The 18,018-nt window shown below is 69.8% G+C and carries 19 protein-coding genes; 10 read left to right on the forward strand and 9 right to left on the reverse strand.

Features of this window, described 5'->3' with window-relative positions:
• Positions 1-24 precede the first annotated feature (24 nt).
• From MIC98_RS04520 to MIC98_RS04540, 5 genes are all read right to left on the reverse strand, one after another.
• Positions 25-531 (reverse strand): Na+/H+ antiporter subunit E, encoded by a 507-nt coding sequence (locus MIC98_RS04520; protein ID WP_239736035.1) that lies wholly within the window; start codon positions 529-531, stop codon positions 25-27.
• Positions 528-2,069: a monovalent cation/H+ antiporter subunit D gene (locus tag MIC98_RS04525; protein ID WP_239736038.1), complete on the reverse strand. Its 1,542-nt coding sequence runs from the start codon at positions 2,067-2,069 to the stop codon at positions 528-530. Before MIC98_RS04525 ends, MIC98_RS04520 begins: the two co-directional genes overlap by 4 nt.
• The gene (locus tag MIC98_RS04530) at positions 2,066-2,437 is read right to left on the reverse strand and encodes a Na+/H+ antiporter subunit C (RefSeq protein WP_057641187.1); all 372 of its coding nucleotides are present in this window, start codon (positions 2,435-2,437) and stop codon (positions 2,066-2,068) included. The genes MIC98_RS04525 and MIC98_RS04530 overlap by 4 nt, the downstream gene beginning before the upstream one ends.
• The gene (locus MIC98_RS04535; RefSeq protein ID WP_239736040.1) at positions 2,437-5,265 is read right to left on the reverse strand and encodes a monovalent cation/H+ antiporter subunit A; all 2,829 of its coding nucleotides are present in this window, start codon (positions 5,263-5,265) and stop codon (positions 2,437-2,439) included. The genes MIC98_RS04530 and MIC98_RS04535 overlap by 1 nt, the downstream gene beginning before the upstream one ends.
• A gap of 99 nt (positions 5,266-5,364) precedes the next feature.
• Positions 5,365-6,246, reverse strand: coding sequence for a universal stress protein (locus MIC98_RS04540; protein WP_239736042.1), 882 nt, complete (start codon positions 6,244-6,246; stop codon positions 5,365-5,367).
• A 75-nt stretch (positions 6,247-6,321) separates the two neighbouring features.
• On the opposite strand from MIC98_RS04540, the gene MIC98_RS04545 reads away from it, so the two are divergent.
• On the forward strand, positions 6,322-7,209 hold the full coding sequence (locus MIC98_RS04545; protein WP_239736044.1) for an NAD-dependent epimerase/dehydratase family protein: 888 nt from the start codon (positions 6,322-6,324) through the stop codon (positions 7,207-7,209).
• A gap of 97 nt (positions 7,210-7,306) precedes the next feature.
• Here MIC98_RS04545 and MIC98_RS04550 read toward each other — a convergent pair whose 3' ends face one another.
• Complete coding sequence (locus MIC98_RS04550; RefSeq protein ID WP_239736046.1) at positions 7,307-7,786, reverse strand: Mpo1-like protein; 480 nt, start codon at positions 7,784-7,786, stop codon at positions 7,307-7,309.
• A gap of 49 nt (positions 7,787-7,835) precedes the next feature.
• Positions 7,836-8,762: a phosphoribosylaminoimidazolesuccinocarboxamide synthase gene (locus MIC98_RS04555; protein WP_239736048.1), complete on the reverse strand. Its 927-nt coding sequence runs from the start codon at positions 8,760-8,762 to the stop codon at positions 7,836-7,838.
• Positions 8,763-8,905: 143 nt separating this feature from the next.
• Between MIC98_RS04555 and MIC98_RS04560 the strand changes: the two genes are divergently transcribed.
• The 9 genes from MIC98_RS04560 (at position 8,906) to MIC98_RS04600 (ending at position 16,182) form a co-directional block, all read left to right on the forward strand.
• Positions 8,906-9,235 (forward strand): DnaJ domain-containing protein, encoded by a 330-nt coding sequence (locus MIC98_RS04560; protein WP_239736049.1) that lies wholly within the window; start codon positions 8,906-8,908, stop codon positions 9,233-9,235.
• Positions 9,236-9,245: 10 nt separating this feature from the next.
• Positions 9,246-9,920, forward strand: coding sequence for a ribulose-phosphate 3-epimerase (rpe, locus tag MIC98_RS04565; protein WP_239736052.1), 675 nt, complete (start codon positions 9,246-9,248; stop codon positions 9,918-9,920).
• 3 nt (positions 9,921-9,923) lie between these two features.
• Entirely contained in the window at positions 9,924-10,409 is a 486-nt protein-coding gene (locus MIC98_RS04570) for a GNAT family N-acetyltransferase (protein WP_239736054.1), read from the forward strand.
• A gap of 555 nt (positions 10,410-10,964) precedes the next feature.
• Complete coding sequence (gene trpE, locus MIC98_RS04575; RefSeq protein WP_239736056.1) at positions 10,965-12,440, forward strand: anthranilate synthase component I; 1,476 nt, start codon at positions 10,965-10,967, stop codon at positions 12,438-12,440.
• Positions 12,441-12,475: 35 nt separating this feature from the next.
• A complete protein-coding gene (locus MIC98_RS04580) occupies positions 12,476-13,060 on the forward strand; it encodes an aminodeoxychorismate/anthranilate synthase component II (RefSeq protein ID WP_239736058.1) in 585 nt (194 codons plus the stop codon).
• A gap of 37 nt (positions 13,061-13,097) precedes the next feature.
• Positions 13,098-13,601 (forward strand): DUF1543 domain-containing protein, encoded by a 504-nt coding sequence (locus MIC98_RS04585; protein ID WP_239738031.1) that lies wholly within the window; start codon positions 13,098-13,100, stop codon positions 13,599-13,601.
• 11 nt (positions 13,602-13,612) lie between these two features.
• Complete coding sequence (gene trpD / locus MIC98_RS04590) at positions 13,613-14,638, forward strand: anthranilate phosphoribosyltransferase (RefSeq protein ID WP_239736060.1); 1,026 nt, start codon at positions 13,613-13,615, stop codon at positions 14,636-14,638.
• Between the two features lie 36 nt (positions 14,639-14,674).
• The gene (trpC, locus tag MIC98_RS04595) at positions 14,675-15,469 is read left to right on the forward strand and encodes an indole-3-glycerol phosphate synthase TrpC (protein WP_057641175.1); all 795 of its coding nucleotides are present in this window, start codon (positions 14,675-14,677) and stop codon (positions 15,467-15,469) included.
• Complete coding sequence (locus tag MIC98_RS04600; RefSeq protein WP_057641174.1) at positions 15,466-16,182, forward strand: haloacid dehalogenase-like hydrolase; 717 nt, start codon at positions 15,466-15,468, stop codon at positions 16,180-16,182. The genes trpC and MIC98_RS04600 overlap by 4 nt, the downstream gene beginning before the upstream one ends.
• Before the next feature lie 64 nt (positions 16,183-16,246).
• Here MIC98_RS04600 and MIC98_RS04605 read toward each other — a convergent pair whose 3' ends face one another.
• A complete protein-coding gene (locus MIC98_RS04605) occupies positions 16,247-17,014 on the reverse strand; it encodes a sulfite exporter TauE/SafE family protein (RefSeq protein ID WP_239736061.1) in 768 nt (255 codons plus the stop codon).
• Between the two features lie 211 nt (positions 17,015-17,225).
• Positions 17,226-17,882 (reverse strand): cAMP-activated global transcriptional regulator CRP, encoded by a 657-nt coding sequence (gene crp, locus MIC98_RS04610; RefSeq protein WP_239736070.1) that lies wholly within the window; start codon positions 17,880-17,882, stop codon positions 17,226-17,228.
• Positions 17,883-18,018: the final 136 nt, after the last annotated feature.

Here is an 18,018-nt window from a genome sequence, read left to right on the forward strand (position 1 = left end):
TGGTTCCGAAAATCAGGGAGCCATTCACGGGAAGATCTCCATCAGCGGCGCCTCGTAGCGGGTCTTGATCTCGGCGATCAGCGCATCGGCGTCGGTCAGGTGCAGCACGTGCACCAGCAGGTGGCGGCGGTCGTCGGACAGCGCCGAGGACACCGTGCCGGGGGTCAGCGTGATCAGGCTGGTCAGCGCGGCGATGCCGTGGATGTTGCCTATGTCCAGCGGCACCCAGATGAAGCCGGGGGTGAGCCTCTTCTCCGGCCCCAGCACCTGCATGGCGACGCGGAGGTTGGACACCAGGATGTCCCACAGCATCACGCACAGCAGCCGCGGCAACGGCCGCAGCGTGCCGATGCGGGCGAACTCGCGGTCCAGCCGCGCCGCGAACAGCGGCACCACCACGCCCAGCAGCATGCCCAGCAGCAGCTGGCCGAAGGTGAAGCTGTCGGACATCAGCAGCCAGAACGCGACCACGATCAGCGACAGCGCGGGCGCGGGCAGCAGCCGTCGCCACGGGGCGGGGCGCGGGTTCATGGCGACCTCGATTGCGGCACGGTGCCGCGCACGTCGAGCAGGTAGTGCTGCGGCGACAGCAGCTGCGCGGCGGTGGCGTCGGCCTGCCGCATCAGCGGCGCGGCGAACAGGCTCATCGCCACCGTGCAGGCCAGCAGCAGGGTGGTGGCGGCGGTCTCGAACGGCCGCGCCGGCACGTCGGGATCGGGCACGGGGGGTGCATCGTCGCCGGGCACGTGCCAGAACAGGCGGATGCCGCTGCGCACCAGCGCGATGATCACCAGCAGGCCGCTGCCCAGCACCGCCGTCCACACCACGCCGACGTGCGCGTCAGGCACCGCCGCCAGCAGCGTCGCCTTGGCGAGGAAGCCGGCCAGCGGCGGCAGCCCGGCCATCGCCACCGCGCCGAGCAGGAACAGCAGCCCCGGCACCGTCTTGCCCGGCAGCGCCGCGGCCAGTTCGTGGCCCTCGCGCTCGCCGGCGCGGAAGCGGCGGCGGCGGATCAGGTCGGCGACCAGGAACAGCGCAGCGGCGGTGAAGGTGCTGTGCGGCAGGTAGTACAGGCCGGCGGCGATGGTGCCGGCGTTGCCCAGCGCGAAGGCGATGAACAGGGTGGCCGCCGACACCACCACCAGGTAGGCCACCTGCACCCGCAGGCGGGTGGCGGCCAGCGCGCCCAGCGCACCCAGCAGCAGCGTCGCCAGCCCGGCCCATAGCAGCCAGTCGGCGCCATAGCCGGCCAGCGCGCCGGCCTCGTTGCCGAACCATTGCGTGCCGATCCGCAGCAGCGCGTACAGGCCGACCTTGGTCATGATCACGAACAGCGCGGCCACCGCCGCCGGCGCGCGCGCATAGGACTCCGGCAGCCACAGGTAAAGCGGCAGCAGCGCGGCCTTGGCGCAGAACACCACCATCAGCAGCCCCAGCGCGGTCTTGGCCAGCTTCAGGTGGGTGGGCGGCAGGGTGGCGATGCGCTGGCCGATCTCGGCCATGTTCAGCGAGCCCAGCGTGGCGTAGAGCATGCCCAGCGCGATCAGGAACACGGTCGAGGCGCTGACGTTGAACACCACGTAGTGCAGGCCGATGCGCACGCGCAGGCCGCGGCCGCCGGACAGCAGCAGGCCGTAGGAGGCGATCAGCAGCACCTCGAAGAACACGAACAGGTTGAAGATGTCGCCGGTCAGGAAGGCGCCGTTGAGGCCGACCAGCTGGAACTGGAACAGCGCGTGGAAGTGCGGCGCGCGCCGGTCCCAGCCGGTGCAGGCATGCAGCAGGCAGGCCGCGGCCAGCAGCAGCGTGGTGCCGAGCATCCAGCCGGCCAGGCGGTCGGCGACCAGCGCGATGCCCAGCCGCGCCGGCCAGTCGCCGAGCAGGTAGACCAGCACCTCGCCCTGCAGCGTGCGCGCGAGCAGCTGCGATTCGACCAATGCCAGCAGCGCCAGGCTGGCCCAGGCCACGCCACGCTGCACCTTCGGCCCGTAGCGGCGGTGCTCGACGAACAGCGACAGCGCCGCGCCGAGCATCGGCACCAGGATCGGCAGGATCACCAGGTGGTTCATGCGCCGCCTCCATCGCCGCGCCGGCCTTCGTCCGGCTCGTGCGCGTCGACGTGGTCGCTGTGGTTGTCGCTGCGGCTGCGCATGGCCAGCACGATGCTGATCGCGGTCATGGCGAAGGCGATCACGATGGCGGTCAATACCAGCGCCTGCGGCAGCGGGTCGGTCTGGTGCGCGAGGTCGGCGGGGATGCCGTCGCGCAGCACCGGCGCCTTGCCGCTGACCAGCCGCCCGCCGGCGAAGATCAGCAGATTGGTGGCGTAGGACAGGAAGGTCATGCCGAGGATCACGTCGAAGCTGCGCGCGCGCAGCGTCAGGTAGATGCCGATGGCGGTGAGCACGCCGATCGCGCTTGCCAGCGCCAGTTCCATCAGTGCATCTCCCCGGTGCGGGCCGAGCGGCGTTGCAGGTCGATCTCGCCGTGGCGCGCGTTGCGCGTGCGCGAGGGCTTGATGGTGCCCATCATCGACAGGATCAGCATCACCCCGCCGAACACCACCAGGTAGACGCCAGTGTCGAAGCCCATCGCGCTGGCCAGCTCCAGCTCGCCGACCAGCGGCAGGTCCAGCACGACGTGGCCGCTGGTCAGGAACGGCACGCCGAACAGCAGCGAGGCCGCGCCGGACAGCAGCGCCACCAGCAGGCCGGCGCCGATGCAGCGGATGTAGTCGAAGCCGAAGCGCGACTCCACCGACGCGGTGCCCTGGATCACGTACTGGATCAGCAGCGGCACCGCCAGCACCAGCCCGGCGATGAAGCCGCCGCCGGGCGCGTTGTGGCCGCGCAGGAACAGGAAGATCGACACGGTGAGGGTGAGCGGGAACATGATCTGCGCCAGGTCGGCCGGCACCGGCAGCTTGATCGGCGGGCCCGGCATGATCTGCTCCGGCGCCATCCGCGAGCGCCGCAGCAGCGCGTGCACCACCAGCGCGGCGATGCCGAACACGGTGATCTCGCCGAAGGTGTCGAAGCCGCGGAAGTCCACGAGGATCACGTTGACCACGTTGTGGCCGTAGGCCTCGGGCAGCGAGCGGCGCAGCATCTCGCCGGCCACGGTGTCCGGCGGCAGCGTCATCATCGTGTAGGCCAGCGCCGCCAGCCCGCCGCCGGCGACGATGGCGATCAGCGCGTCGCGGCGCTTGCGCCAGCGGCCGTGCTCGGGCGGCGACTGCGCCGGCAGGTAGTTCATGCCCAGCAGCATCAGCGCCAGCGTCACCATCTCCACCATCAGCTGGGTCAGCGCCAGGTCCGGCGCGGACAGGAACACGAAGGCCAGCGCCACCATCAGCCCGGTGCCGCCCATCACGATCACCGCCAGCAGGCGCTGCCGGTACAGGAACAGCCCGCCGAGCGCGCAGGCCAGCATCACCAGCCACAGCGCCCAGCCCAGCAGCGGCATCGGTTGCGGCGACGGCCACGCCGGCCATGCGGGGGCGGCCAGGTGGGGTGCGGCGGCCACGACCATCGCCACCAGCACCAGTGCCAGCAGCATCCGTTGCAGGCTGCCGTTGGCCAGTGCGTGGGTGCAGCGCTGGGCGAAGCCGAACAGGGCGTCCATGCCGCGCTGGAAGGCCTGCTTGCCGAGCGGGCGGTTGCGCGCGGCGTACAGGTCGGTGAGCCGGCGCAGGCCGAAATACAGCGCGATGCCGCCGGCCACGCCGACCGCGCTCATCGCCAGCGGCAGGTTGAAGCCGTGCCAGATCGACAGGCTGTAGTCGGGCAGGGCCGGGCCGAGGATCGCCTGTGCGCCGGCCCGCAGCACCGGCGCCACGGTCAGCGCCGGTACGATGCCGACCGCAAGGCAGATCACCACCAGGATTTCCACCGGCAGCTTCATCCAGCGCGGCGGCTCGTGCGGCGCCACGTCGATGTCCAGCGGGCCCTTGCCGAAGAAGGTGTCGTGGACGAAGCGCAGGCTGTAGGCCACGCCGAGGATGCCGGCCAGCAGCGCGGTGCCGCTGACCGCCGCGCGCATCCACTGCGGGCCGCCGGTGGCCAGCGCCTCGGCGAACAGCATTTCCTTGGACAAGAAGCCGTTGAGCAGCGGGATGCCGGCCATCGCCAGCGAGGCGACGATCGCCAGCGCGCTGGTGATCGGCATCAGCTTGCGCAGGCCACCGAGCCGGCGCATGTCGCGGGTGCCGGTCTCGTGGTCGATGATGCCGGCGGCCATGAACAGCGAGGCCTTGAAGGTGGCGTGGTTGAGGATGTGGAACACGCCGGCGACCACCGCCATCGGCGTGGACAGGCCGAACAGCAGGGTGATCAGGCCCAGGTGCGAGATCGTCGAGTACGCCAGCACGCCCTTGAGGTCGTGCTGGAAGATCGCGTTCCACGCGCCGACCAGCAGGGTGACCGCGCCGATGCCGCTGACCACGTAGAAGAACAGCTCGCTGCCGGCCAGCGCCGGGTGCAGCCGCGCCAGCAGGAACACGCCGGCCTTCACCATCGTCGCCGAGTGCAGGTAGGCCGACACCGGGGTCGGCGCGGCCATCGCGTGCGGCAGCCAGAAGTGGAACGGGAACTGCGCGCTCTTGGTGAAGATGCCGGCCAGCACCAGCAGCAGGATCCACGGGTACAGGCGGTGGCCGCGGATCAGCTCGCTCGAGGCCAGCACCACGTCCAGGTCGAAGCTGCCGACGATGCGCCCGATCAGCAGCACGCCGGCCAGCAGCGCCAGCCCGCCGGCGGCGGTGATGACCAGCGCCATGCGCGCGCCCTCGCGCGCGTCCCGGCGGTGCGACCAGAAGCCGATCAGCAGGAACGAACTGATGCTGGTCAGCTCCCAGAACACCACCAGCAGCAACAGGTTGCCGGACAGCACCATGCCCAGCATCGCGCCCATGAACAGCAGCAGGCAGCTGTAGAAGCGGCGCGTGCTGTCCTGCGCCGACAGGTAGTAGTGCGCGTACAGCACCACCAGCGCGCCGATGCCCAGCACCAGCCCGGCGAACAGCCACGCCAGCCCGTCCAGGCGCAGGCTGAAGTCCAGCCCGAGCTGCGGCAGCCACGGCCAGCCGGCGCGCGGCACCGCGCCGTCGAGCACGGCCGGGGTCATGCTGCCCAGCAGCACCAGCCCCAGCAGGGGCGCCAGCGCGGCCAGCCATGCGCCGGCGCTACGCGACAGGCGGCCGTGCAGGGCGATCAGCGCGGCCGTCAGGAACGGCAGCGCGAGCAGCAGGGGGAGAACGGATGTCATGCAGGGAATGCGGGATTCGCGAGCAAGGCACCGGAGTCTAGCAGGCACCTTTTTCCCGCCGGAACCCGTTGCATGAACGCGCCGTTCGGGTTCGGGGCGCTACAGCGGCGGGTGCGAGCGCTGGTCGCGGACCAGCAGGGTGTCCGTTTCCAGCGTCGCCACCAGCCGGCGCGCGACGCTGCCGATCAACAGCTCGAACAGGGCGCCGCGCCCGTGCGTGGCGACCACCACCAGCTCGGCTTCGGCGGCCTGCCGCTGCAGCAGCGGCGCCGGGTCGCCCGGCTCGATCACCAGCCGTATCCGTTCCGGCGGAGGCAGTGGCCGCAGCCCGGCGAGGAAGGCCCGCGCCTGCGTCCGCGCCTGTTCGTGCGCCTGCGCCAGCAGGACGTCGTGGTCGCCGCCGAGCAGCGCGCTGCCGGGCGTTTCCAGCGCATGCACCAGCGCCAGTTGCAGCGGCTGCCCGAACAGCGCCAGCGCACGGTTGGCAGCGTTGGCCGAACTGTCGGAGAAGTCCGTGGCCACGGCCAGCCTGCGGTAGGGCCCGCGCACGCGCTGGTGCACCACCAGCAGCGGCAGCGGCGAATGGCGGGTCAGCCACAGCACGGTGGAGCCCAGCAGCGGCAGTTCGAACGCCGGGTCGCTGGCGATGCCGGTGACGACCAGCCCGCAGCCTTCCTCGGCGGCCAGCTGCAGCAGCGCGCGGCCGACGTGGCCCTCGGTCACCCGCACGCTCAGCGCGACGCCCTCGGCGTCCGCGCCGATGTCGCGGTGCAGGCGTTGTTCCAGCCGGTCGACGTCGGGCGCGGGCCCGGTGGCGAGGAACGATTGCGGCGACGGTGCGGGTGGCAGCACCGTCGCCACCACCAGCCGCGCCTCCCATTGCCGGGCCAGTTGCAGTGCACGGGACAGCGCGCGGTCGCAGCGTGCGCTCAGGTCGGTGGCGAGCAGGATGGCGGCGGGCGGCGGGGCGGTGTGCGTCATGGCGCTCTCGGCATGGCGGTTGCTTCGAGTCTACCCGGTGGGCGCGGCGGCGTCGGCATCACCTATGCTTGCCGCATGGCAATGGAACGAAGTGGCGAAGACCGGCCGCGGCATGCGCTGGTGTTCGGCGGCAGCGGGCAGATCGGCGAGCGCGTGCTGGCCGGCCTGCTGGCGGCCGGCTGGCAGGTGACGGCGGTATCGCGTGCATCGCGTGCAGTGGCGCCCGGGCTGATCTGGCGGTTGGGCGACCTGTCCGGTGCGTGGCAGGAGCCGGCATCGTTCGATGCGGTGTTCAGTTGCGGCCCGCTCGACCACTTCGCGCGCTGGTATGCCGCCTCCGACGTCGGCGCCGCGCGCGTGGTGGCCTTCGGCTCCACCAGCGTCGAGGTCAAGGGCGATTCCAGCGAAGCGGCCGAGCGCGATGTCGCCCGCCGCCTGCGCGAGGCCGAGGCCACGCTGTTCGCCGCGGCGCGCGAACGTGGCGCGGCGGCGACCGTGCTGCGCCCGACGCTGGTCTATGGCGCCGGCCGCGACGCCACGTTGAGCGCGATCGCCGCGCTGGCCTCGCGCACCGGCTTGTTCGTGCTGCCTTCCGGCGCCGATGGCCTGCGCCAGCCGGTGCACGTGCAGGACCTGGCCGACGCGGCGCTGCAGGTGCCGCGGCACCCGGCCACGGCCGGGCGGGCCTACGCGCTGGGCGGCGGCGAGGTGCTGGGCTATGCCGAGATGGTGCGGCGGGTGCTGGCCGCGCTGCGCCCGCGACCGCGCCTGCTGCGCGTGCCGGCGCCATTGTTCCGGGCCGCGCTGGCGCTGGCGCACGCCGCCGGCCGCCTGCGCGGCCTGAATGCCGCGGCGCTGGCGCGCATGCGCGAACCGCTGGTGTTCGACCTCGAACCGGCCCGGCGCGACTTCGGCTACGCCCCGCGGGGGTTCAATCCAACCCGGGAAATGCTCATCCCGTAGGTGTGGGGCTTGCCCCACACGAAGCCTTCCCGGCAATGCCCCATGCGGGGCAAGCCCCGCAGCTACAGTCCCGCGTTTCGCAGGCGGGACCTGCCGCTCAATACCTCCAGCCGAACTGCCGGTACAGCTTGGCCAGCACCCAGATCGGGCCGATCAGCAGGTAGGTCAGGTCGGTGAGGAAGCTGGGCCGGCGGCCTTCGATGTGGTGGCCGATGAACTGCGCGATCCACGCCACCACGAACACGCCGATGCCGGCGTACAGCAGCGCGTGCAGCCCATAGCGCTCCTCGAGCAGCCGGCAGATGCAGCCGGCGACGAAGAACAGGATCAGCATGCCGACGCCCAGCGGCCGCGACAGGCGGTTGTAGTACGCCCACGTGCCGAACATCGCCAGCGCCGCCCAGATGCCGTACTGGAACCACGGCAGCAGCGGCGGGATGCACCACAGCAGCGCGATCACCGACCACGCGATGGCCGGCACCGCGAACACGTGGATGGCCTGGTTGGTGGCGTTGCGATGGTCGCCGGAGTAGCTGGCGAACCAGCGGTCGATGGGGCGTGCGGTGCTCATGTCCATCCTCTGCTCCGGCGGGTAGTAGGGCGCACCCGGCCGGGCGCGCAGGGGTTCAGTCGATGCGGATGCCGGCCAGCTTCTGCAACGCCTCGGCATACTTGTCGCGGGTGCGGGCGATCACCTCGGCCGGCAGTTCCGGGCCGGGCGCGCTTTTGCCCCAGTCCAGCGTCTCCAGGTAGTCGCGCACGAACTGCTTGTCGTAGCTCGGCGGGCTGGTGCCGAGCTGGTACTCGTCGGCCGGCCAGTAGCGCGAGGAATCCGGGGTCAGCATTTCGTCCATGATGTACAGGCGGCCGTCGGCGTCGGTGCCGAACTCGAACTTGGTGTCGGCCAGCAGGATGCCGCGCTCGGCGGCATAGGCGGCGGCGAACTTGTAGATGCGCAGGGTGGCGTCGCGCACCTTCTCGGCCAGCTCCGCGCCCACTGCCTTGACCATCGCGTCGAAGTCGATGTTCTCGTCGTGGTCGCCCACCGCCGCCTTGGTGGACGGGGTGAAGATCGGCTCGGGCAACTGCTGCGCCTGTCGCAGGCCGTCGGGCAGCACGATGCCGCTGACCTTGCCGGTGCGCTGGTAGTCCTTCCAGCCGCTGCCGATCAGGTAGCCGCGGGCGATGGCCTCCACCGGCACCGGCTTCAATTTCTTGGTCACCACCGCGCGCCTGGCGTACAGCGCCGGGTCCACGCCCTCGGGCAGCACGCCGGCCACGTCGATGCCGGTCAGGTGGTTGGGCATCAGGTGCTCGGTCTTGCCGAACCAGAAGTTCGACACCTGGCACAGCATCTCGCCCTTGCCGGGGATCGGGTCGGGCAGCACCACGTCGAACGCGGACAGGCGGTCGGTGGCCACGATCAGCAGGTAGTCGCCCGGAGGAGTGTCGGCAGGCAGGCGTTCGCGCGGGATGTCGAACACGTCACGCACCTTGCCGCGGTGGCGCAAGGGCAGGCCGGGAAGATCGGATTGCAGCAGCGTGGTTGGCACGGGCACTCCTGGAACTTGGCGATGAAGCCGTCCGCTCAGGACCCGGGGGGCCCGCGGCTGGACGGCGGGCGGCCTAGTGTAAGGCCGTCCGGGGCCGCTGTGTAAAATGCCCATTCCCCTTGTCGATGGACGCGCGCCCGCCCATGCGCTGGTACGGAAAACTGCTCGGATTCATCGCCGGCGTCTTGCTGTTCAGGCCCAACCCGCTGTTCGGCGCGGCGCTCGGCGTGCTGCTCGGCCATGCCTTCGACAGCGACTGGTTCCGGCTGAACCGCGACGCCCCGTATCGCGAGCTGGGCCTGACCCGCGAGGCCAGCGACGCCGAGGTCGAGCTGGCCTACCGCCGCCTGATCTCGCAGTACCACCCTGACAAGGTGGCCGGCGCCGCGCCCGAACTGCGCGCCCAGGCCGAAAGGAAAGCCCGGCAGATCAATGCCGCCTACGACCGCATCAAAACCCTGCGCAAGCGCTGAAGGCCCCGCCATGTCCAACTGCATCATCGCCCCGTCCATCCTCTCGGCCAATTTCGCCAAGCTGGGCGAGGAGGTCGACAACGTGCTCGCCGCCGGCGCCGACTGGGTCCACTTCGACGTGATGGACAACCACTACGTACCCAACCTGACCATCGGCCCGATGGTCTGCCAGGCGCTGCGCAAACACGGCGTGACCGCGCCGATCGACGTGCACCTGATGGTCGAGCCGGTGGACCGCATCATCCCCGACTTCGCCGAGGCCGGCGCCAGCCTGATCAGCTTCCACCCGGAAGCGTCGAAGCACGTGCACCGCACCATCCAGCTGATCAGGTCGCACGGCTGCAAGGCCGGGCTGGTGCTGAACCCGGCCACGCCGGTGGAAGTACTGGACTGGGTGCTGGACGACCTGGACCTGGTGCTGCTGATGTCGGTCAACCCCGGCTTCGGCGGGCAGGCCTTCATTCCTTCCACGCTGGACAAGCTGCGCGCGGTGCGGGCGATGATCGACAAGCGCGGCAAGCCGGTGCTGCTGGAAGTCGATGGCGGGGTGAAGGCCGACAACATCGGCGAGATCGCCGCCGCCGGTGCGGACGCCTTCGTCGCCGGCTCGGCCATTTTCAACGCGCCGGACTATGCGCAGGTGATCGCGCAGATGCGCGGCAACGTCGCCGCGGCGCGGGGCTGAGCGGTGGCCGCCGGCCTGCGCATCCGCCCAGCGGTCGCCGCCGACGCCGGCCTGATCCTGCGCTTCATCCGCGAGCTGGCGATCTACGAGAAAGCCGAATCGTCGGTGCGGACCGACGAGGCCGGCATCCGCGCCAGCCTGTTCGGTACGGATGCCAAGGCACAGGCGCTGGTCTGCGAGCTTGACGGCGTGCCGGTGGGCTATGCCGTCTATTTCCACAACTACTCCACCTGGTTGGGCCGCAACGGCATCTATCTGGAAGACCTGTACGTCAGCCCCGGGCATCGCGGCTGCGGCGCGGGCAAGGCGCTGCTGCAGCACATCGCGCGGCTGGCGGTGGCGCAGGGCTGCGGCCGCTTCGAGTGGTCGGTGCTGGACTGGAACACGCCGGCCATCGATTTCTACAAAGCGGCAGGCGCGAAACCGCAGGACGAGTGGACGGTGTACCGGCTGGAAGGCGAGGCGTTGCGGCGTTTTGCAGAGGAGTGAGGCAAGACGCTCCTGTAGATGCGGGGCTTGCCCCGCATGAGGCTTCACCGGGAAAGTCCCAATGCGGGGCAAGCCCCGCATCTACGAGGGTGTTCTCGATGGGTGTGGGAAAACCCCTTCGCGTGTCGCGGCGAGACGAGTCCAAAAGAAAAGCCGCAGCGTCGCCGCTGCGGCCGGGGGAATCAGTCGGAGGCTGATCCCGCCTCCATCCATCGTCCCTGCCATGGCCTCCCATTCTCCGGGCGCCCGATGACGGCAACATGACACGCATTGCCCGGTAGGAGCGCAGCTTGCTGCGCGATGAAGCTTTCCCGGCAATGCCCCTCGCGCACCAAGGTGCGCTCTGCGGGGAAGCGCCATCAGCCGCGGATCGTTGCTCCTGCAAGCGATCCACCGCCTGCGGCAATGCACAACGCCCGCCGGAAGTGCGGTAAAGTGCGCCGGTGCCCACTCTGACGACCAGGCGTTCCCTTTCTTCCGCTCGCCGCTGGTGGCGATGGTGGCCCGTTGCCGTCGTCCGTACCGCCACCGCCGATTCCCGGAAGGAAGACCGTCTTGATCACGCAAGCGCAGTTCCAGCAGCAGGCCGCTGAAGGCCACACACGCATCCCCGTCGTCCGCGAAGTGCTGTCCGACCTGGACACGCCGCTGTCGGTCTACCTGAAGCTCGCCGACGGCCCGCATACCTACCTGTTCGAATCGGTCGAAGGCGGCGAGCGCTTCGGCCGCTACTCCATCATCGGCCTGCCGGCGCGGCGCACCTACGGCTTCCGCGGCCACACGCTGGAAGTGTGCGAACTGGGCGAAGTGGTCGAGCACCGCGACGTCGCCGACCCGCTGGCCGAAGTCGAAATCCTGCGCGCCCGGCATTCGGTGCCGCGCTTCGAGGGCCTGCCCGGTTTCACTGGCGGGCTGGTCGGCTGGTTCGGCTTCGAATGCATCCAGTACATCGAGCCGCGCCTGGCCGCCGGCGTCAAGCCCGACGAACTCGGTACCCCCGACATCTACCTGATGCTGTCCGAAGAGCTGGCGGTGTTCGACAACCTCAAGGGCCGGCTGTACCTGATCGTGCATGCCGACCCGTCGCAGCCGCAGGCCTGGGCGCGGGCCAACCGCCGCCTCGACGAACTGGCGCACCGGCTGCGCCACGGCGGCGCCGGCTACCCGGAAACCCTGCAGCCGGCGGCATTGGACGAGGCCGATTTCGTCAGCGGCTTCACCCGCGAAGGCTTCATCGACGCGGTGCAGCGGGTGCAGGACTACGTGCGTGCCGGCGACGCCTTCCAGGTGGTGCTGAGCCAGCGCATGAGCGTGCCGTTCCATGCCCGCCCGATCGACGTCTATCGCGCGCTGCGTGCGCTGAACCCGTCGCCGTACATGTATTTCCTCGACGTCGGCGGCACCCAGGTGGTGGGTTCCTCGCCGGAAATCCTCGTGCGCCTGCAGGATGGCAAGGTGACGGTGCGGCCCATCGCCGGCACCCGCCCGCGCGGCAGGACGCAGGCCGAGGACCAGGCGCTGGAAGCCGAACTGCTGGCCGACCCGAAGGAACGCGCCGAGCACCTGATGCTGATCGACCTCGGCCGCAACGACGTCGGCCACGTCTCGCAGGTGGGCAGCGTCGAAGTCGGCGAGCGCTTCGTGATCGAGCGCTACAGCCACGTCATGCACATCGTCAGCGAAGTGACCGGCCGCCTGCACGACAACCTCAGCTACGCCGACGTGCTGCGCGCGACCTTCCCGGCCGGCACCGTCAGCGGCGCGCCGAAGATCCGCGCGCTGGAGATCATCCGCGAACTGGAGCCGGTCAAGCGCAATGTCTATGCCGGCGCCATCGGCTACCTCGGCTGGCATGGCGATGCCGACACCGCCATCGCCATCCGCACCGCGGTCATCCAGGACGGTCGCCTGCACGTGCAGGCCGGTGCCGGCATCGTGTTCGATTCCGACCCTGAGAAGGAATGGGACGAAACCATGAACAAGGGCCGCGCGCTGTTCCGCGCCGTCGCCCAGGCCGCCCAGGGGCTGTAAGCCCGCGCCGTCACCGAATACAGGCAGGAATCCCCATGCTGTTGATGATCGACAACTACGACAGCTTCACCTTCAACCTCGTGCAGTACCTGCAGACGCTGGGCGCCGAGGTCAAGGTGGTGCGCAACGACGCGCTGAGCGTCGACGGAATCGCCGCGCTGCAGCCATCGCACATCGTCGTTTCGCCCGGTCCATGCACGCCCAACGAGGCGGGCGTGTCGCTGGAAGTGATCCGCCGGCTCGGCGCGAGCACGCCGATCCTCGGCGTGTGCCTGGGTCACCAGAGCATCGGCCAGGTCTATGGCGGCGACGTGATCCGTGCCGGCAATATCATGCACGGCAAGACCTCGCCGATCCGCCACGAGGGCAAGGGCGTGTTCGCCGGCTTGCCGGACGGCTACGAGGCCACGCGCTACCACTCACTGGTGGTGGACAAGAGCACGCTGCCGGCGTCGCTGGAAATCACCGCGTGGACCGAGAACGCCGACGGTTCGATGGAGGAGATCATGGGCCTGCGCCACCGCGAGCATCCGGTGGAAGGCGTGCAGTTCCATCCCGAATCCATCCTCACCCAGCACGGCCATGCGCTGCTGAAGAATTTCCTGGAACGTGCGCGATGAAATGCCGTTCCGCCGCGCAGGGAGGCCAGCCGTGAGCATGCAGGAACTGCGCCTGTTCGTGGTGATGCTCGGCGGCCGCCATGCGCGCGCCAACACCGAGGTGCACGACGTGGTGTTCGCGGCCGCGCCGGGCATCGGACAGACCCACGAGCAACTGCGCCGGCAGTGGTTCGGCGAACCGGCCGGGCTGCACATCGATTCGTGGATGACGGTCGATGGCGTCGAACAATGGCAGGTGCGTTTTTCTGTCGAACCGCCAGCGGGAGCTTCGCCGAAGCTCTACTTCGTCAACCTCGGCGGCTATGTCGCCGGCGAGTTCGGCGAGGCGCACCACAACCTGCTTGTCGTCGCCGGCGATGCCGCCGAGGCCAAGCGCAAGGCGCTGGCGCAGGCCGGGGCGCACTGGCTCAAGCCGCATCGCGACGCCTTGCTGGAAGTGGATGCCTGCCTTCCGCTCGGTCCCATCGGCGGCCTGCACGTGCATCTGCGCGAAGGCGCGCACGACGGCATCGCCTGCGCCAGCGACTACATCGTCATTTGACCGGAGCCACCATGACCTTCACCGCGCAGGAAGCCCTGCAACGCACCATCGAGCACCGCGAGATCTTCTTCGACGAAATGGTCGACCTGATGCGCCAGATCATGCGCGGCGAAGTCTCGCCGACCATGACCGCCGCCATCCTCACCGGCCTGCGGGTGAAGAAGGAGACCGTCGGCGAGATCGCCGGCGCGGCCACGGTGATGCGCGAGTTCGCGCTGCCGGTGCAGGTGGACGACAGGACAAATCTGGTCGACATCGTCGGCACCGGCGGCGACGGCTCGCACACCTTCAACATCTCCACCTGCGCGATGTTCGTGGTCGCCGCGGCCGGGGCCAAGGTGGCCAAGCACGGCAACCGCAGCGTGTCGTCCAAGTCCGGCAGCGCCGACGCGGTGGAAGCGCTGGGCGCGGTGATCGAGCTGCGCCCCGAACAGGTGGCGCGCGCCATCGAACGGACCGGCATCGGCTTCATGTTCGCGCCGATGCACCACCCGGCGATGAAGGTGGTCGCGCCGGTGCGGCGCGAGATGGGCGTGCGAACCATCTTCAACATCCTCGGCCCGCTGACCAACCCGGTCGGCGCCACCAACATCCTGATGGGCGTGTTCCACCCGGACCTTGTCGGCATCCAGGCGCGCGTGCTGCGCGAACTGGGCGCGCAGCGCGCGCTGGTGGTGTGGGGCCGCGACAACATGGACGAGATCTCGCTGGGCGCCGGCACCTTGGTCGGCGAGCTGCGCGACGGCAAGGTGCGCGAGTACGAGATCCACCCGGAGGACTTCGGCATCGCCATGTCCGCCAGCCGCAACCTCAAGGTCGCCGACCCGGCCGAGTCCATCGCCATGCTGCGCGGCGTGCTCGACGACCAGCCTGGCCCGGCCAACGACATCGTCGCGCTCAACGCCGGTGCCGCGCTATATGTGGCCGGCGTGGCCGACAGCATCGCCGACGGCCTGGCGCGCGCGCGCGCGGTGCTGGCCGATGGCAGCGCGCGCGCGCGCATGCAGCAGTACGTGGCCGCCACCCATACACTCTGAGCCCCCGCGGCAGCGGAACCCCAGGAAGCAGATTCGATGAGCGACATCCTCAACACCATCCTCGCCCGCAAGACGCAGGAGGTGGCCGAGCGCAGCGCCCGCGTGCCGCTGGCCGAGCTGAAGGCGCGCGTGGCAGACGCCTCGCCGGTGCGCGGCTTCGCCAGCGCGCTGCACGCGGCCATCGCCAACGGCGACCCGGCGGTGATCGCCGAGGTCAAGAAGGCCAGCCCGTCCAAGGGCGTGATCCGCCCGGATTTCCGCCCGGCCGAGATCGCGGTGAGCTACGAGTTCGGCGGCGCCAGCTGCCTGTCGGTGCTGACCGACGTGGATTTTTTCCAGGGCGCCGATGCCTACCTGCAGCAGGCGCGCGAGGCCTGCACGCTGCCGGTGCTGCGCAAGGATTTCGTGATCGACCCGTACCAGGTATACGAGGCGCGCGTGCTGGGCGCGGACTGCATCCTGCTGATCGTCTCGGCGTTGGACGACCGCCAGCTGGCCGAGCTGTCCGACCTGGCGATGCGCTTGAAGATGGACGTGCTGGTGGAAGTGCACGACATCGACGAGCTGGAGCGCGCCATCCAGGTGCCGGTGCCGCTGGTGGGCATCAACAACCGCAACCTGCGCAGCTTCGAGGTGTCGCTGGACACCACGCTGTCGATGAAGGACGCGGTGCCGCGCGACCGCCTGCTGGTCACCGAGAGCGGCATCCTCGGCCCGGCCGACGTGCAGCTGATGCGCGACGCCGGCGTCAACGCCTTCCTGGTCGGCGAAGCCTTCATGCGCGCGGAAGAGCCGGGCGAGGGCCTGCGTCAGCTATTCTTCGGCGCATGACCGATCCTTACCCCGTTCCCGGTGACGACGCGCAACTGGTCGTCTTCGATTTCGACCACACCCTCTACGACGGCGACTCCGGCAGCCACCTGTTCGCCTGGCTGCTCAAGCGCAACCCCTTGCGGCTGCTGGCCGCCTTGCTGGCCACGCCGCTGCTGGGGCCGCTGGTGGCGCTGCTGCCGACCCGCCGCCACGGCATTTCCGGCTATGTCTGGATCGCCACCTTCGGCCTGCACGGCGCGCGCCAGTTCAACACCGTCATCGACCGCTACGTACGCACCCACGAGGCGGAAATCCGCACCCGCCTGCTGCCGCGGGCGCTGGACGTGTTCGCCGCGCACCGTCGCGCCGGCGACAAGGTGGTGGTGGCCACCGGCGCGCCGCCGGAACTGGCGCGCGCGATCCTCGCCTTCGTCGCGCACCAGGACGTGAGCGTGATCGGCAGCGCGGTGGGCCCGCGCTTCGGCGCGATGGGCGCCACCCGCCACTGCCATAACGAAGAGAAGATGCGCATGCTGCGCGAGCGCGGCTACGGCGACATCGCCATCGCCTATTCGGACAGCACCGCCGACCTGCCGCTGCTGAAGGCCGCGAAGGCGCCGGTGGTGGTCAACCCCAAGCATGCACGGGTGGAATTCTTCCGCAAGGTACTGCCGGCCGGCACGCCGATCCTCAACTGGGGCTGCGTGGACCGCGGCGGCGAACCTGCATAGGAGCGCACCCTGGTACGCGATGAAACTTTTCCGGTAAGGCCCCGTCGCGCACCAGGGTGCGCCCCTACGGAGTACGGCCCAGCCAGCCGCCGACCGCGTGCCCGATCTGGAACAGGCTGATCGACAGCACCATCACGCCCACGCCGATCAGTACCCAGCGCTCCTTCAGGCGCTTGACCAGCAAGGCCGCGACCGGCGCGGCCATCATGCCGCCGACCAGCAGGCCGGCGACGATGCTGGCGTGCTGCACGCCCATCGACAGCAGGAAGGTGGCGGAAATGGCGATGGTGACGATGAACTCGGCCGCGTTGACGGTGCCGATGGTGGTGCGTGCCTGCCCGCCGCGCGCCAGCAGCGTCGAGGTCGCCACCGGCCCCCAGCCGCCACCACCGCTGGCGTCCAGCAGCCCGGCGAAGAAGCCCAGCACCGGCACACGCTGCACCTCGCGCTTGGGCGTGAAGCGCCCCCATGCGCGGGCGAGGATGAAGATCGCCAGCGCCAGCAGGTAGAGGTAGATGAAGGGACGGATGATGTCGCCGGGCAGTTGCGTCAGCACGTAGGCGCCGAGCGCGCCGCCGAGCGCGCCGGGCAGGGCCAGCCGCAGGAACAGCCGCTTGTCGACATTGCCGGCCACCAGGTGCGATACCCCGGAAGCGCCGGTGGTGAACACCTCGGCGGTGTGGATGCTGGCGCTCACCGCCGCCGGCGGCAGGCCCATGCTGAGCAGCACCGAGGACGACACCAGCCCGAACGCCATGCCCAGCGCGCCATCGACCAGCTGCGCGCCGATGCCGATCAGGATGAACCAGTAGAACTCGCTTCCAAATTCCATTCACGGAGCCTGCTGGGTGGGGGCGGGTGCGTCAAGGAAGCTGGCAAGGCGATGGCGTTGCCTTGAGGCTTGCGAAGCCATGTATCGGTTGAAGCAGCCCCCCTTTGGTAAAGGGGGGCGCGCCGACAGGCGCAGGGGAATTGGAGGTTGAGAAGCCGGGGCCCGAAGTTTGCTGCGCAAACTTTGGCGCTGAAAGCGCGTATGCGCGCTTTCAGCGCGTCCCATAGAGGACGATGGTCTTGCCGCGCGCGTGCAGCAGGCCGTCGGCCTGCAGCTTCTTCAGCACGCGCCCGGCCATTTCGCGCGAGCAGCCGACCAGGCGGGCGATTTCCTGCCGCGACACGCGCAACTGGGTGCCCTGCGGATGGCTCATCGATTCCGGTTCCTTGGCCAGGTCGTGCAGGGTGCGCACGATGCGGTCGGTCACGTCCAGGAACGCCAGCCGGCTGGCCTTGCGGCTGGTATGCAGCAGGCGCCGGGAAATCTGCGAGCCGATCGCGTACAGCAGCCGCGGCGCATCGCCGGACAACGGCCCGAGGAAAAGCTGGTGCAGGCGATCGTAGCTGATCTCTGCCAGTTCGCACGGGGTGCGGGTGCGCAGGATGACCTCGCGCTTGTCCGACTCGATGAACAGGCCCATCTCGCCGACGAACTCGCCGGTGCCGAAATAGCCCAGCACCAGCTCGCGGTCTTCCTCTTCCTCGGCGATGATGCTCACCGAGCCGCTGATCACGTAATACATGGTGCCGGCCGCGTCGCCGGGACGGAACACATCGGTGCGCGTCGGGTAGCGCCGGCGGTGGCTGTGGGCGAGGAACCGGTCGATGGTGGCGATGTCCAGCGTCAGCGGGCTGGAGGCAAGACGCATGCCTGAAGCGGTGTTGGCGATTCCCGGATTCATGAAGTTGTTCACAAAAGGCTGAACTCAGCTCGAACGAGCAAGCTTAACGGGGCCGTCCGCACCGGGCAATCCGGCCGGGCGGGGCCGCCGTTTCGCCGGGGGG

The sequence above is a fragment of the Stenotrophomonas sp. NLF4-10 genome, from assembly GCF_022359915.1.
Taxonomy (GTDB): Bacteria; Pseudomonadota; Gammaproteobacteria; order Xanthomonadales; family Xanthomonadaceae; genus Stenotrophomonas; species Stenotrophomonas daejeonensis.